A 14,986-nucleotide genomic window follows, 5' to 3' on the forward strand; every position below is an offset into this window, starting at 1 on the left:
CCGTCCTTAGTATCGGTGCAAACACCGGCGCTTGCACCAGTGCCATGTCAAAATATCAGCCGATCACCGCAAGGCGGCCCTCACCGGAGCAATACATTTCAGCGTCACTTGTCCTGTAGATGCCCGCATATGGGAATGGGAACGCAGGGTGAACATTTCAAGATGCCGAGCCGCTTTGGGGCACCGCAAACTGGTGGAAATCGATCAGTGCTGGTCTGCGGCGGCTAGCCACATCGACGGCGCGGGAAAGGGCCAAGAACGACGAGAAGGACCATGAAAGCACGCTGACAGGTAGGCGGCTGCTAACCCTAGCCGATCATCGTCTCCGAGCCGCTCGGCCTTCGCCAATTGGCGGGCAAGCTCAGGCAGATTTCCCTTCGTTCTGGTCCCAACAATCGACTTACCTCTGGCAAATGCTGATCAGGCACTCTCATGCGCGCGAGCGAGAGCGCGTTGAAAAGCGCGTCGGCCACCTCATCCTCGCCTAACGCCATCCGCACCGGCGCCGACAGCAACAGGTCGGCAGTGCTCATCACTTTGAGTGTCGGATAACTAAGTTCGCAAAGGTTGGTCGCCTTTCTCTCGTCGATCAGCGCCACTGAGTGCGATCCCATAGCGAAGGCTATCGTCGCCGCTTCACCATCGTCCAGCGTCTGGCTTACGGGCCCAGCGACGAGGCTGAGGAAGACCTCCTCCTCCGCCGGGCCTAACGCGACCTCGTTGACCAGCCCCATCTCGATGAGTTCGGCAACGACCGATGCCGTCCGCCGCCCTTTTGCTCGTCCGGCATCGAGTTCACCCCGCGCCGTCGCCGTGATGAGGTGTGGTGCCGGTGATGCTCGGAGGATTTTCTCCGCGCGTCCGGTCGCGACGAGATTGACCCAAATGCTGGCGTCGCCGACCAGCGATGCGGCATCGTCAAGCCAGGAGCCAAGGGGACTCATCGCCGACCGCTCCTTCCGCATCGAACTCATCGATCATCTCTCGAGCCTCGACCCGATCGATGTGCAGAAGGCGCGCGAGTTGGCCCTCGCTGAGCAGGCCTCGCCGCCATGCTTCGCTCGCCAGTAAGCTCATGCGCATCGAGACCGGACGCGCCGCGTCACTTTTGACAGCGTCGGCCGGAAGCGCCTCACCCAAAACCTCGCGAGCTTGCTCGTCGGTGATGCCACCATGATCCGCGAACCAATCCCAGGTTCCTGCCTTGGTGAGACCAAGTTCCTCGAGACGTCGGACCATAGCCTCGCGGGAAACGCCGAACGCATGTGCAAGGATGATGATGTGCCGCCGGGTCAGTCGTGCCGCGCCGGCAGTAATATCCTGAAAGCGGGCCGCCACCGCTCTTGCGGGCGTCAGGAGGCAACGGGCGAAGGCGTTCGCATAGCGTTCCTCCCGTGTTGCTTCAGGCGAGTCACTGTAGAGCGCGTCGGGCGCTCGACGGGTCGAAATGAAATGCCCAGTCTCGTGCGCTGCGGTCTGAGCTCGCCGATCGCGCGGATGCGCGGCATTGAGAAGAATGCAGGCACCTGCTTCCTCGTCGAACGCATAGAGGCCCGATACCCGGGCTGGCAGCTGTCGAACGAAGAGCCTCGCGCCAAGTTGGACCTCCAACAGGCTCATCATGTCATGGATAGGGGCCATCCCAAGACCAAGCCATTGCCGGAGTTCGGCCGCGTCCTGCTCGGCCTGGGCTACGACATTCCCCGGCAGCAAGGGCCGCTCAGGCGGGTCATTGCGGGCCCGCTTGATGCCCAGCAGATTTTCAAGCTCCAGTTCCGCTTGCACTAAGCTGTTGAGCAACGCGACCGCATCCTCGACATCCTTGTCGACTTCGCCTGCCCGGCGAAAGCGCGGACGCAGATCCACCTTCACGCCGTCCTGGCGCAGAAGGACATTCAGCGACACACGGTATAGCGCTGCGAGCGTTTGCAGTTCGTCGATCCGCGCGCGACGCTGGCCTTGTTCAATCGCCACCAAGGTGGTGCGCGCCACATTGAGCGCCTGCGCTGCCGCCGCCTGAGTGAGCTTGGCGTTCTCCCGCGCCTCGCGCAGAAGCTCCCCGAGCGCCTCGGGGGTAAGGCTGCCGGTCACTGCGGCCATGGCGACACCCGAGCAAGCTGTGAGACAAACGAATTTGGACCCAGGTTGGACTGGAAGCGGAGCCATTCCTCGCGATGTCGGGTCAAGAGGTCATGCATCTTTCGCTCCGCATCCACAGGTTCGATCGACAAAGCCTGAGCGGTCTCTCGGGCGACGCGGTCGACAGTGCGGCGGTGGATCTCGGATCCTGCCAACGCGGCAAGATGATCCAGGTGAAGCACGCCGGCGATAGCATGCTCCTCGAGCGCTTTCGTCATGAGGGTAAAGCCGTGCACTGTTCCGGAGGCTATGTCCGGCGCCGAGAGATTCTCCCAGATATAGTTGGATGCGGGTTCGTCGACGCCGGCTGCGTGCATGCTAAGGCGACGAAGCATGCACGCTGCGCAAATTCCGCACTGTCGTCGTTGATGGGCAAAGCTTACCTGTCGCGAATTCTGCCAACAGGAGCGGGTGCTCGACCAATTCGGTGGCGATGGCAACGCGCTTGCGGCTTTCACGGTCTCGCCTTTGGTCGACCAGATTCTCGGATACTCGTACCGAATCTGCTTGCCGGTCAGGGCCATGAGGAGAGCTTCCACACGCCGGGTGAAGGCCGGGTGGACACGGTAATCCGGGTAAGCCTGTCCCAGTGTTGCGAGAATCGGGCCGAGGGCGCCTTGGCCACTCTCGGTAACGACGATGCGTTTCACATTTGCGAGGCAGGCCGCAACGCCGGTGATCACAGCGAATTTGAAGCCGCGTGATCGAGCAGTGGATTCGACCCGCTGCCGCGCCTCCAGCTTGACCTGATAAGGCACTGACATGAAGCGCCGTTCCCTGGGGTCGCGAGACCGACTGTCCGCGCCCTTGGTGCCAAGCCGTACCCGGACGAGACCTCCGTCTTCTTCGAAATCGACCAGCGAAGCGACGGCGCGCGAATCGATGCCGTCACTGTACGGCATGATGATTCGATCCCGTACGTCGAAGCCCAAGGTCCCCTGACCGACCTGAGCAATCTCCCGCTCGCGCTGACTGAACGAAACCGCCCATGCATCGCCAGTAAGAAAAGTCAGCGCTTCTTCCAGAGCAAGGGCGACGGCCTCGTTTTCCCATCGGGACAGATCATGCACGGCAACCCGCAGATCGAAGGACCGCGCCCATCCCCATCGCGGGCGGCGGACGCTGAGATCGCAATATTCCACGGCACCTGCGATCACCATCAGATCGACAAGCTCGGGGTGCCAACCGGTGTAGAAATAGGTCTCAAGGCCCGCTGTTGAGAGGTTAATCGCGGTTCCGAGAAGGGCGCGCGCAGCACCATCGCGAACGTCGCCACCGGGTTCGACAGCATCGACGAGGATCGGATCCTCACGACGCGCATGATAAGTCCGGGCGGTCATAGCGGTACTCCTGCATCAAGATCGCGCGATGAGACACGGTCTCTGCGGGGCAGGGGGTTGCCGGTTTTCAGAAGCGCTCGGGTAAGCCCCGTAAAATCGATCTGGCCATGCGCGGTCTCAACTCTGCCGCGGACGAATTGAGCGCTCCGAAGGCTATCGTCACGCCGGACATGTTCCTCAACCTGGCGGTAATTGCAGAGCACGCGGTCGGCGAGAGCGTCATGGGCGGCCTGCTCGACGGCCGATGGCCCAGTCTGGCCTGCGCGAACAGCGTCCATTGCGGCGCGCACGAAAGTGGACTCCATGGGTGAACTGCAGCTCCGCTGAAGAGCACCGAGGTCGGCTACAGTTTGATCAGAGAATAGGGACTGTTGTCCGGAGGCTTCGACGATCGCTCGAACCTGACTGACGAAAAGGGGCCGCACTTCGCTTCGCCAGTCGGCATGCGACGCTCGGGTGACGCTATCGACCACCTCTTCGGGCGAATAGGCCTCCTTGTATGCGCATTTGGCCGCATGCCGCCAACGCGGCTTCATAGGCAGTGACTTGTATGGACCGTCGCTCATGAGACGCCTCCCGCACTCCATCTGATGCCGAGTTCTGACATTGTCAACACGTTATGGAAAGAAAGCTGACATCTGTGGAGTTGGCTAGGCAGTTTGGCTTTGCTGGGTCGCTGGTGCAGAGAAGGCCCTGACGGTACTGTTCGAGTCAGGGTGACGGTATCAAGGAGAAGCTCGGCGCAAGACAACTCGCTTTAACAGTCGGACTTCGCCCGAGGCGGCCTAGCGATAGGCAGCGATAGATGCTAATCCCCGCTCGGCTAATTTTATAACGTAAATTCAGTGGCTTATGGATGTGACGGTATTACTGACGGTATCGCAGAGTCTGAAAATTTATTTTCTGTGGCAACTCAACATGTTACCACGCTTCCGAACAATCGAGTGGGAGTGAGGCTGGTCGCGCCAGCGATAATGCCGAACCGTGCCTCTGCTGTCAGCGGAGCAAGCTGATCCATTTGCGCGCCTGTGTTCAGGGCAGGCGCGCATAGATAGTCCGGGGGGCCGTCACACCACAGGCGTCAGCAGCGGCTCGCCCGCGAAATGCGCATCCAGATTGGCGAGGACCAGATCGGCCATCGCCTTGCGGGTATGGACGGTGGCGCTGCCCTGATGGGGTTGCAGCACGACATGGTCCATCGTTAGCAGCGCCTGCGGCACATGCGGTTCGTTCACGAACACGTCCAGACCCGCGCCGGCGATACGCCGTTCCGCCAGCGCCGCGACCAGCGCATCCTCGTCGATCACCCGGCCCCGGCTGATATTGACGATCACGCCGTCCGGCCCCAGCGCGTCGAGCATGGCCGCATCGACCAGCTTCGCAGCCTCCGGCCCGCCCGATGTCGCGACGATGATGACATCGCTCTGCCGGGCGAAGTCCAGTCCGTCGGCAACATAGCGGTAGGGCGCATCTGCCGCCTCCCGCCGGTTGTGATAGATTATCTCTCCCGCCACCGGTTCCAGCCGTTTGGCGATGGCGCGGCCGATCCGCCCCAGCCCCAATATGCCGATGCGCGATCCCGTGACCCGGCCGGACAGAGCGGGCTTCACGCCCCGCGTCCAGTCGCCCGCGCGCACCATCCGGTCGTTGGCGGCGATATTGCGCACCGTGGCATAGAGCAGGCCGACGGCAAGGTCGGCGACATCGTCTGTCAGTACGTCGGGCGTGTTGGTGACGCGGATGCCCTTCGCGCGGGCATGGTCGACATCGACCTTGTCATAGCCGACCGAAAACAGGCCGATCATCTCCAGCTGCGGCAGCGCGTCCATGATCGTAGCGGGCGCGCCGACCGACCCGAAGCTGACGAGCGCGCGGGCGCTGCGCACATCGGCGGGCAGGGTGGACAGGTCGGCGTCGGCCGCCACGGCATGCACGGTGAAGCGGCGTTCCAGTTCCTGCGTCAGATAGGGGTTAAGCGGGCCATAGGCGACGATCGGGGGGAGTGGGTTTTCGGTCATCCGGCCCATCTAGGGATTGCGCCGCCACTGTGCCAGATTGACAGCGCCCCGTCCCGGTCCTAGCCCCGCTCGACTATGGCCAGCGTCCCCATCAGCGAAGACAACCGCTTCGGCCTGCGTCGGCAGGCCCGCCTTGCCGGTCCCCTGCGTCTGTCGAGCGGCGCGCAGCTTGGTCCGGTCGACATCGCCTATGAAACCTATGGGCAGATGAATGCGGACAAATCCAACGTCATCCTGATCTGCCATGCGCTGACCGGCGACCAATATGTGGCGTCGGACCATCCCGTTACCGGCAAGCCCGGCTGGTGGTGGCGGCTGGTGGGCGAAGGCAAGCCGGTCGATCCCGCGCGCCATTTCATCGTCTGCTCCAACGTCATCGGCAGTTGCATGGGGTCGTCCGGCCCGGCCAGCCTTGATCCCGCGACGGGCGATCCGCATGCGATGCGCTTCCCGGTGCTGACCATTGCCGACATGGTGCGGGCGCAGGCGCTGCTGCTTGATCATCTGGGCGTCGATCGCCTGTCGGCCGTCATCGGTGGATCGATGGGCGGGATGCAGGCGCTGACCTGGCCCACCCTGTTCCCTGATCGTGTCGAAAGCTGCGTCGTCATCGCATCGACCGCCCGCCACAGCGCGCAGAATATCGCCTTCCACGAAGTCGGGCGGCAGGCGATCATGGCCGATCCCAACTGGCGCGGCGGCGACTATTATGCCGATGGGCAGGCGCCGATGGCGGGGCTGGCCGTGGCGCGCATGGCGGCGCATATCACCTATCTGTCCGAAGCGGGTCTGACCGAGAAATTCGGGCGGCGACTTCAGGGGCGTGACGCCAAGACTTTCGGCTTCGACGCGGATTTCCAGGTGGAGAGCTATCTGCGCCATCAGGGGCTGAGCTTCGTAGAGCGGTTCGACGCCAACTCCTATCTCTACATCACCCGCGCGATGGACTATTATGACATTGCGGAGGATCATGGCGGATCGCTGGCCAAGGCGTTCACCGCCACCAGCGCACGCTTCTGTCTGGTCAGCTTCGACACTGACTGGCTTTATCCCACGGCGGAATCGCGGATCATCGTCCATGCGCTCAACGCATCGGGCGCGCAGGCCAGCTTCGTGGAACTCTCCAGCCCCTTCGGCCATGACGCCTTCCTGCTCGAATGCCCGGAATTGAACCGGGTGGTCGACGGATTTCTGCGGGGTGGACGGGCATGAGCGAGACTTTGCGCCCCGACCTCGCCCTGATCGCGCGGACCGTGCGGCAGGGCGCGCGCGTATTGGATGTCGGCTGCGGCGACGGTGCGCTGATGGCGGCGATGCGCGACAGCAGTCAGGTGGATGCGCGCGGGCTGGAGCTTGATGGCTCCAACGTCGCGGCGGCGGTGGGGCGTGGCCTGTCGGTAGTACAGGGCGACGCCGACACTGATCTTACTTATTATCCCGACGCCAGCTTCGACTATGCGATCTTGAGCCAGACGCTCCAGACGACCCGTCGCCCCGACAAGGTGGTCGAGGAGTTGCTGCGCATCGGGCGGCAGGCCTTCGTCTCCTTCCCCAATTTCGCCCATTGGCGCGGGCGGCTGTCGCTGATGTGGGGCGGACGGATGCCGGTGACGCGGCTGTTGCCCGACACCTGGTATGACACGCTGAACATCCATCATGTGACGGTGGACGATTTCCGTGCGCTGGTGAAGGAACGGGGCTGGACGATCGATGGCCAGTGGTTCCTGAAGGGCGACAAGGAAACCACCCATGCGAACGCCAATCTGTTCGCCGAACATGCGGTGTTCCTGCTGCGGAAGTAACGGGCCTGCATAATAGAGAATCATCATTGCGAGCGCAGCGAAGCAATCCATCGGCGCGCCAGTGGATTGCTTCGCTGCGCTCGCAATGACGAAAATGTCAGGCCAGCGCGGTCAGTCGCTTGCCCACCATTTGCAACTCCGCCACGAAGCGCGCCTGCTCCTCTGCCCGCCGGGCCGCGTCGGGCAAGCGCAGCAAATAGCTGGGATGCACCGTGACCCATCCTTCCGCGCCGTCCGCCAGCGGGATCGGCATGCCGCGCGTCGCTCCGATCGTCACCGCCTTGCCCAGCATCGCCCGCGCCGCACTGGCGCCCAGCGCGACGATCAGGCGCGGGCGGACAAGCGCGATCTCCTGGCTTAGCCACCAGCGGCAAGCCTCTATCTCGCCCGCATCGGGTGACTGGTGCAGTCGGCGCTTGCCCTGTCGTTCGAATTTGAAATGCTTGACCGCATTGGTGACATAGGCGCGCGACCGGTCGACCCCGGCCTGCGCCAGCGCCGCGTCGAACAATTGCCCGGCCGGGCCGACAAAGGGGCGCCCGGCCAGATCCTCCTGATCGCCCGGCTGTTCGCCGATGAAGAGGATCGGCGCGTCGAGCGGGCCTTCGCCGAATACGGTCTGCGTCGCTGGCCCATGCAGCGGGCAGCGGGTGCAGCCCATGGCGCCTTCGCGCAGGGCCGCCCATGCGGTGGCAATGTCATCCGGCCGCCGGGGCGCGACCGAGGTCGTGGCGATCATCGCCGCTTCGCGCGCCTGTGCCCCGGCGATCAGATCGGGGATCAGCGCCGCTTCGGGCAGGTTGCGCCAATATTTTTTCGGCATTTCGGACAGCATCGCCCCGGTCTTCAGCCGCGCCGGGTTGAAGATGGCGGCATAATAGCCCTTCCACAGCGCCTCGACCGGATCGCCATCGGGCGCGTCGGATCGCTGCGCGCCCGGCCCTTCGTTCAGCGTTGCGCCATCCCAGTGGATGCTGAGGTCGGGCGTCAGGATCGACCAGCGCATCGAAGCGAAGCGACGCAGGAAGAAGCCCGCATTGGCCCGGACGATATGATGCTCCGGTTCGAACCAGGCCACGAAGCGCGTGTCATCGCCCTCCGCCACCTCGCGGAAGCGCACAAAGGCGCGCATCTTGTGGATATCGCGCCGCACCGCCTTGGCCAGCGCATCGATCCGGCGCAGCAGCGGATCGGCCCGGTCCTCCATCAGGCCGGGCTGATCGCGCAGCCGCCACAGCAGCGCATAGAGCAAGGCAAAGCGTTCAGGATCGCGATGCAGGATCGTTGTCTGCGCCAGATCGACAAAGGCGCGCGGCACGGAGAAGGCGGCCCGCTCCGGTTCGGGCGGCAAGGGATCATGGCCGAACAGGTCGGCCGGCGCATCGCCGACCTGCCAGACCACGTCCGCCGGATCGACGCCCACGACCGCCAGCCGCCGCGCCGCCGCGCGCCAGCCGTCGAAATCGTCCGGCGCGCTCAGTGCGATACAATACATATTATGGCATGCCGTTCGTCCTGAGTAGCCCCTTCGACTGCCTGCCAAGGCAGGCGCTCAGGACAGGCATTGAGCTTGTCGAAATGGCGTATCGAAGGATCGGTGCTTCGATATGAGGCTTCGACAAGCTCAGCCTCTACTCAGCACGAACGGAAAAAGAATAGCATTTCACTCCGCCGCCTGCGCCCGCTCCAGTTCGGCCGGCTTGCGCTTGGCGAACAGCTTGCCCAGCTTCTCTTCTTCCGCCGCGCTCAGATCCTTCGCGGCGTCCGGGAACATCTCTTCCTCTTCCTCCTCGATATGGTGGAGGTAGCGCTTCTTCATCTTGTCGAACTCGCGGCGCCAGGCTTCGCCGTTGAACTTCAATTCGCTCAACTCTTCCAGATAATCGTCGATTTCCTTGTGCTCCGACACACTGTGCTGCGCATCCTCGCGCAGGTCGGGGCGGGACAGCATGGTGGCGTAGAGCGTCTCTTCCTCGGCGGCGGCATGGGCGCTCACCTCCACCTTGAACTGCTCGAACAGCTTTTCCAGCCGCGCCTCGTCCTTCTCCCGATCCGCTTCCGCCATCTTGGCGAAGAGCTGGCGGTGGGCGTCGTGATCCTGCTTCAGACGGTCGAAAATCGTTGCATTGGCCATGGGGGAACCTCCTCGTTCGAGGAAGGACAACGTGGCAAAATGGAATTGGGTCCGGCGCGCGCGCCGAAGTCAGTTCAGCCGAACAGGAAGCGGTAGATGATCGCCACCGGCACCCACAGCAGCGCGCCGACCAGGCTGGCGCCCCATAGCTGCACCACATCACGGCGGAAGCGCAGGGCCATGCCGCTGTCCGACAGGCCGCCCTGTTCCAGCATGTGCCAGCGACGTTCCAGCCCGCGCGCGGCCACGGCATAGCCGCCGATCGCGATGATGATGCCCAGATGCAGGACCAGCGATCCGCCCATCTTGGCGACGATGCCGATCTGGAGCAGGCAGAAGACGACGAGCGCGGCGGCAAGATGGCTGCTGATCCGCTTGGCAAAGCTCTTGCGCGGTTGCGTCCTGCTGCCCAGTGCCGTCGCCAAAACCCGAACTCCCTATGTGACCCGTAAGCCACGATTTCACGATCGCTCCCATGGATCAACCCAAAAATGGCGCTTATGCGAAGAGATCGAGCTGTTTTGCCGGCGGCGCCAGCCGCGCGCGCAAATCCGCCCGGTCGGTCAGCACCAGCGGGCGCCAGTCGGCCGCGATCAGGAACGGGCGCAATTTGCGGATCGAGGTGGTCAGTCGCGCGACATCCTCCAGCCGCAACCGGCGCTGGCGACGGCTCATCAGGATGCGGTCGACCGCCTTCACCCCCAGTCCCGGCACCCGCAACAGCGCCTCGCGCGGGGCACGATTCACGTCCACCGGAAAGATCGCCCGATGGTTGAGCGCCCAGGCCAGCTTGGGGTCGATATCCAGCGGCAGGCATCCGGTCGCCTGATCGGTCGCCGCCGCAATCTCCCCCGCTTCATAGCCATAGAAGCGCATCATCCAGTCCGACTGATAAAGCCGGTGCTCGCGCATCAGCGGCGGGCGCTTCAGCGGCAGCACCGCGCTGGGCGAAGGGATGGGGGAAAAGGCGCTATAATAGACGCGGCGCAGCCGGTGCCGGTCATAGAGGCTGCTGGCCCGCGCGATGATCGCCCGGTCGTCGGCCGCGTCCGCACCCACGATCATTTGCGTCGACTGGCCGGCCGGGGCGAAGCGCGGCGCGCTCTTATATTTGCGCCTTGCGTCCTGCCCGTCCTCCATCTCGGTGCGCAGATGCCGCATCGCCCCCTCGATCCGGCCGCCATCCTTCTCGGGCGCCAGCCGCTTGAGGCCGCTTTCGGTCGGTAGTTCGACATTGATCGACAGCCGGTCGGCATGCAGCCCTGCCAGCCGCAGCAGTTCCGGGTCGGCATCGGGAATGGTCTTGAGGTGGATATAGCCGCGAAAATCATGGTCCTGCCGCAGCGACCGGGCGACCTCGACCATTTGTTCCATCGTATAATCGGACGAGCGGATGATGCCGGAGGAGAGGAACAGCCCCTCGATATAATTGCGCCGATAGAAATTGAGCGTGAGGTCGACCACCTCCTGCGCGGTGAAGCGCGCGCGGCGCACGTCGCTCGACCGGCGGTTGATGCAATAATGGCAGTCGAAGATGCAGCTGTTGGTCAGCAAAATCTTGAGTAGCGATATGCAGCGGCCATCGGGCGCATAGGCATGGCAAATCCCCATCCCCTCGGTCGACCCGATCCCCTTGCCCCCGCGACTGTCCCGCTTCGCCGTGCCCGACGACGCGCAGGACGCATCATATTTGGCCGCGTCTGCCAGGATTTCGAGTTTCTGCCGGATGGAAAGCTGCACCATATGTTCCTGATATGTTCAGGATGGCAGCTTGTCCATGATCTGGATCAGGACTGCACCAAGGGGCAGGGGTGGGAGGCGATCATTTCGATACGCGGACGCTTTGCAATTTCTCGACAAACACTGTCCGCGTGGAATCACCGAGATAGCGTTTTTGGCGAGGAAACAGGCTGACACGCCCGATCAGTTGAACGGTGAACGTCCCCCAGGGTGGCTCTGCCTTTCGCCAGCCAGAGGCTTGCCTTGCTCTCACATCTAATTGTTTACATTCATTATCGGCACATTTAACAGAAGCGCCGTCTTCGCCCCGGAGAAGGTTTCCTGACGCATCCCGGCATTGCTCAAATCGGCTATTCTCGAAATTCGTAAACCATGTGCAGGTCATCGTGCGACGCTTGCCGAAAACCTCGTCATCAACCGTGACCTCGTCGGTCCCGACGGGCGTCGCTGATGCCAGCGCAAAAATAACGAATTGCCACATTTGCTCTTCATATCGCCCATTATCTGGCCTGCAATCACCCGATCATGATGGCGAGAAAGGCAGTTGGAAATGCCGGCTCACCGAGGCTCCCTTTACGCCACCCCATCCCCGTCCAGCACCTGCCGCACCTTGATCGCCAGCTGGTCGAAGGTGAAAGGCTTGGCGAGGAAGGCGACGCCGGGGTCCAGCATGCCGTTATGGACGATTGCGTTGCGGGTATAGCCGGTGGTGTACAGCACTTTCAGCCCCGGCCGCTCCGCGCTCGCCCGGTCCGCCAGAATGCGGCCGTTGATGCCGGGCATCACGATGTCGGTGAACAGCATGTCGATGCGCGGCTGGATCGTCAGCATCTCCAGCGCCTGCTCGCCGTCGGACGCCTGCACCACGGTATAGCCCAGCTCGCGCAATGAATCGACCGACATGTGGCGCACCCGGTCCTCATCCTCGACCACCAGGATGATTTCCTCGCCCTGTGCGCGGGGCAGGCTGTCGGCGGCGGGCGCGGCATAGCCCTGCGCGGCGTCCGGTCCATAATGGCGCGGCAGGTAGATTTTGATGATCGTGCCTTCGCCCGGCTCGGAATAGATTTTCACATGGCCGCGCGATTGCTTGACGAAGCCGAACACCTGGCTGAGGCCCAGCCCCGTCCCCTTGCCCACGCCCTTGGTGGTGAAGAAGGGATCGAAGGCGCGCTCCACCACGTCCGGCGGCATGCCGGTGCCGGTGTCGGCGACCGACACCAATATATATTGGCCCGGCGTCACTTCGTCATGATTGGCGGCATAGGCGTCGTCCAGATGCGCGTTCGCCGTCTCGATCGTCAGCCGCCCGCCGCCCGGCATGGCGTCGCGCGCATTGACGCACAGGTTCAGGATTGCGCTTTCCAGCTGGTTGGGGTCGATGCTGGCGCGCCACAGGCCGCCGGCCAGCACGGATTCCACGCGCATATCCTCGCCTATGGTCCGGCGCAGCAGTTCGGACATGCCACCGACCAGCTTGTTGACGTCGGTCGGCTGCGGATCGAGTGGCTGTTGACGCGAAAAGGCGAGCAGACGGGACGTCAGTTGCGCGGCGCGCTGCGCGCCTTCGGTCGCATTGTCGATGCCCTTCATCACGCGGGGATCGCCATCCTCGCCCAGCCGCCGCCGCGCCATGTCGAGCGATCCGATGACGATCGCCAGCATATTGTTGAAATCATGCGCGATGCCGCCGGTCAGCTGGCCGATGGATTCCATCTTTTGCACCTGGCGCAACTGGGCCTGCGCGGCCTCGCGCTCCTCGACTTCGCCGATCAGCCTGGCATGGGCAGCGCTCAGCGCCTCGCGGCTTTCCACCGCCTCGCTCATCCGCCGCTGGGCATTGCGCAGCGCCATCAGCCCCAGGATGATGACCAGCGCGGCGCTCAGCGCCAGCCCGGCCGTGACCATGATGCTCATCCGGTTCGCCGCGATGGACCGGTCGCGTAGCAACTGTTCCTCGCGCGTCTTCATATGGGCGACATGGGCGCGGATGCGCGCGGTCATGGCCAGACCGGGGAGGAAGGCCTGTTCGGGCAGCGAGCGGCCTTCACGGCGACGCTCGATCGCGGCCTGGAGCATGTCGACCCGTTGCTCGATCATCGCACCCAGTGCGTCGACCGCTTTCATCTGGTCGGCATTGTCATGCACTTCGCTGCGCAGGCTGCCCCATTCATCGCGCCAATGCGTCCGGAAATCCTGATAGGGTTCCAGGAAATCCTCACGCTTGGTCAGGATGAAGCCGCGCTGGCTGCTTTCCGCCGCCAGCGCCCGCGCCAGCAGCATCGACAACCGGTTTTCGACCCGCAACGTATGGTTGACCCAGGCGATTTCCGCCTGCTGCCCCCGATAAAGCCAGAAGGTGCCGCTCACCGCCGTCACGACGACGATCAGGGCCAGCAGCAGGATGACGATGGATCGTTCGGGGCGCAGGGCAGGCATGGCGTACCTCATGTTGCATTCACCATCACAGGGCAAGCTCTGCTGCGCTGTGCCGGTGCGCATTTGTCCTTTGCCTTCTGGCGGTTGGACGGCGCAGCTTCGTTGGGCTTTGGAATCTGTTTGGAAATGCGCCTCCGGTGCGGCAACAAAAATGCGCTCTTTCGCGCATTTTTCAAACAGACCCTTAAAACGGATCACAGGGAGGGCGGAACATGGACAGAAGGGCATTTCTGGGCACGGCGCTGGGCGGCGCGGGCATGGTCGGGCTGGCATCGGCGGCCCGCGGCGCCTTCGATCCGCTGGCCGGGCTGGAGCCGGTGCGCGCTACGCCCGACCGCATTTTCCGCACCACCGTCTGCCTGCGTCCCTTCCGCGCCGCCGGCCCCCGGATCGAGGTGGAGCAGGTCGGCCGCAAGCGTGTGATCCATAATTATGGCCATGGCGGCAGCGGCTGGTCCTTGAGCTGGGGGTCGGCGGAGCGGGCCGTCGCGCTGGCGCTGGCCGATGGCGTGCGCGACGTCGCGGTGATCGGCGCGGGCGCGCTCGGCCTCACCGCCGCGCTCACCGCCCAGCGCGCGGGCGCGAAAGTCACCATCTATACCAAAGAGCAATTCCCCTTCGTCCGCTCCGCCCGCGCCACCGGCACCTGGTCGCCCGACAGCCGCGTGGCGATGGAGGGCGCGGTCGACGCCGGCTTCGCCGACCGGTGGGAGGGGATGGCCCGCACCTCCTTCACCTATTTCCAGTCTATGCTCGGCATGGCCGGCGATCCGGTCGAATGGACCGATCGCTACATGCTGTCCGACACCGCCGATGCTCAGCGTCATCCGCCCTCGATCAGCGGAAAGCCCGGCTTCCTGCGCCTCGAATCCCGTCTGGCCGACATCACGCCGCGCAGCGTCGACCTGCCCCCCGGCAGTCATCCCTTCCGCCCGGCCTTCGCCCGGCGCAGTTCTTCGCTGACCTTCAACGTCGCCGACCTGATGCGCCATCTGACCAGCGATTTCCTGCTCGCGGGCGGCCATATCCTCCCAATGGAATTTCATGCCCCCGGCGACGTCACCCGGCTGAAGCAATCCTCGATCATCCATTGCACCGGCTATGGCGCCCGCACCCTGTGGCGCGACGAAAGTATCGTGCCGGTGCGCGGCCAGATCGCCTGGCTGATCCCGCAGCCCGGCGTCACCTATGGCGTCTATTATCAGGGCCTGTCGATGCTGGCCCGGCGCGACGGCATCGTCGTGCAGCCGACGGGGCAGGACGAATGGTTCGGATATGGCGACGCCAATGAGGAAGCCGATCGTGCATCCGCCGAAGCCGCAGTCCGGCAACTCGCAACCTTCTGGGCATAAGCCAAAGCGCCTTGCTATCCGG

The 14,986-nt window shown here is 63.8% G+C and carries 14 protein-coding genes; 4 read left to right on the forward strand and 10 right to left on the reverse strand.

The window, feature by feature from the left end; translation table 11 throughout:
- Positions 1 to 308: 308 nt before the first annotated feature.
- Genes BMY84_RS20195 through BMY84_RS20205 form a run of 3 tightly spaced genes read right to left on the reverse strand, consistent with a single transcriptional unit; the run spans position 309 to position 3,479 of the window.
- Positions 309 to 944: a hypothetical protein gene (locus tag BMY84_RS20195; protein ID WP_143075107.1), complete on the reverse strand. Its 636-nt coding sequence runs from the start codon at positions 942 to 944 to the stop codon at positions 309 to 311.
- A complete protein-coding gene (locus BMY84_RS20200; RefSeq protein WP_093086091.1) occupies positions 919 to 2,100 on the reverse strand; it encodes a helix-turn-helix domain-containing protein in 1,182 nt (393 codons plus the stop codon). Before BMY84_RS20200 ends, BMY84_RS20195 begins: the two co-directional genes overlap by 26 nt.
- Positions 2,088 to 3,479, reverse strand: a complete 1,392-nt coding sequence (locus tag BMY84_RS20205; protein ID WP_093086093.1) for a 7-cyano-7-deazaguanine synthase — start codon at positions 3,477 to 3,479, stop codon at positions 2,088 to 2,090. The genes BMY84_RS20200 and BMY84_RS20205 overlap by 13 nt, the downstream gene beginning before the upstream one ends.
- Positions 3,480 to 3,586: 107 nt before the next feature.
- Here BMY84_RS20205 and BMY84_RS29370 point away from each other — a divergent pair, with 107 nt between their 5' ends.
- Positions 3,587 to 3,790, forward strand: a complete 204-nt coding sequence (locus BMY84_RS29370) for a hypothetical protein (RefSeq protein WP_143075108.1) — start codon at positions 3,587 to 3,589, stop codon at positions 3,788 to 3,790.
- Positions 3,791 to 4,546: 756 nt separating this feature from the next.
- Here BMY84_RS29370 and BMY84_RS20215 read toward each other — a convergent pair.
- Positions 4,547 to 5,506, reverse strand: a complete 960-nt coding sequence (locus BMY84_RS20215) for a 2-hydroxyacid dehydrogenase (protein WP_093086096.1) — start codon at positions 5,504 to 5,506, stop codon at positions 4,547 to 4,549.
- 66 nt (positions 5,507 to 5,572) lie between these two features.
- Between BMY84_RS20215 and BMY84_RS20220 the strand changes: the two genes are divergently transcribed.
- Both BMY84_RS20220 and metW read left to right on the forward strand, forming a co-directional pair.
- The gene (locus BMY84_RS20220; protein ID WP_093086097.1) at positions 5,573 to 6,709 is read left to right on the forward strand and encodes a homoserine O-acetyltransferase MetX; all 1,137 of its coding nucleotides are present in this window, start codon (positions 5,573 to 5,575) and stop codon (positions 6,707 to 6,709) included.
- Positions 6,706 to 7,299 carry a methionine biosynthesis protein MetW gene (metW, locus tag BMY84_RS20225; protein WP_093016978.1) on the forward strand — a complete coding sequence of 198 codons (594 nt, stop codon included), beginning with the start codon at positions 6,706 to 6,708 and terminating at the stop codon, positions 7,297 to 7,299. Before BMY84_RS20220 ends, metW begins: the two co-directional genes overlap by 4 nt.
- A 97-nt stretch (positions 7,300 to 7,396) precedes the next feature.
- On the opposite strand, the gene BMY84_RS20230 is transcribed toward metW, so the two are convergent.
- The 6 genes from BMY84_RS20230 to BMY84_RS20255 all read right to left on the reverse strand — a co-directional run bounded on the left by BMY84_RS20230 (position 7,397) and on the right by BMY84_RS20255 (position 13,612).
- Positions 7,397 to 8,794, reverse strand: coding sequence for a UdgX family uracil-DNA binding protein (locus BMY84_RS20230; protein WP_093086099.1), 1,398 nt, complete (start codon positions 8,792 to 8,794; stop codon positions 7,397 to 7,399).
- 168 nt (positions 8,795 to 8,962) lie between these two features.
- Positions 8,963 to 9,433: a hemerythrin domain-containing protein gene (locus BMY84_RS20235; protein WP_093086100.1), complete on the reverse strand. Its 471-nt coding sequence runs from the start codon at positions 9,431 to 9,433 to the stop codon at positions 8,963 to 8,965.
- A gap of 74 nt (positions 9,434 to 9,507) precedes the next feature.
- Positions 9,508 to 9,858, reverse strand: coding sequence for a hypothetical protein (locus BMY84_RS20240; protein ID WP_093086102.1), 351 nt, complete (start codon positions 9,856 to 9,858; stop codon positions 9,508 to 9,510).
- A 73-nt stretch (positions 9,859 to 9,931) separates the two neighbouring features.
- Positions 9,932 to 11,176, reverse strand: coding sequence for a putative DNA modification/repair radical SAM protein (locus tag BMY84_RS20245; RefSeq protein WP_093086103.1), 1,245 nt, complete (start codon positions 11,174 to 11,176; stop codon positions 9,932 to 9,934).
- A 79-nt stretch (positions 11,177 to 11,255) separates the two neighbouring features.
- Positions 11,256 to 11,654: a hypothetical protein gene (locus BMY84_RS20250; RefSeq protein WP_093086105.1), complete on the reverse strand. Its 399-nt coding sequence runs from the start codon at positions 11,652 to 11,654 to the stop codon at positions 11,256 to 11,258.
- Between the two features lie 92 nt (positions 11,655 to 11,746).
- Positions 11,747 to 13,612, reverse strand: coding sequence for a CHASE3 domain-containing protein (locus BMY84_RS20255; protein ID WP_093086107.1), 1,866 nt, complete (start codon positions 13,610 to 13,612; stop codon positions 11,747 to 11,749).
- Between the two features lie 212 nt (positions 13,613 to 13,824).
- On the opposite strand from BMY84_RS20255, the gene BMY84_RS20260 reads away from it, so the two are divergent.
- Positions 13,825 to 14,964, forward strand: a complete 1,140-nt coding sequence (locus BMY84_RS20260) for an FAD-dependent oxidoreductase (RefSeq protein ID WP_093086108.1) — start codon at positions 13,825 to 13,827, stop codon at positions 14,962 to 14,964.
- The last annotated feature ends 22 nt before the right edge of the window (positions 14,965 to 14,986 follow it).

This window comes from Sphingobium sp. AP50, assembly GCF_900109095.1.
Classification (GTDB): Bacteria; Pseudomonadota; Alphaproteobacteria; order Sphingomonadales; family Sphingomonadaceae; genus Sphingobium.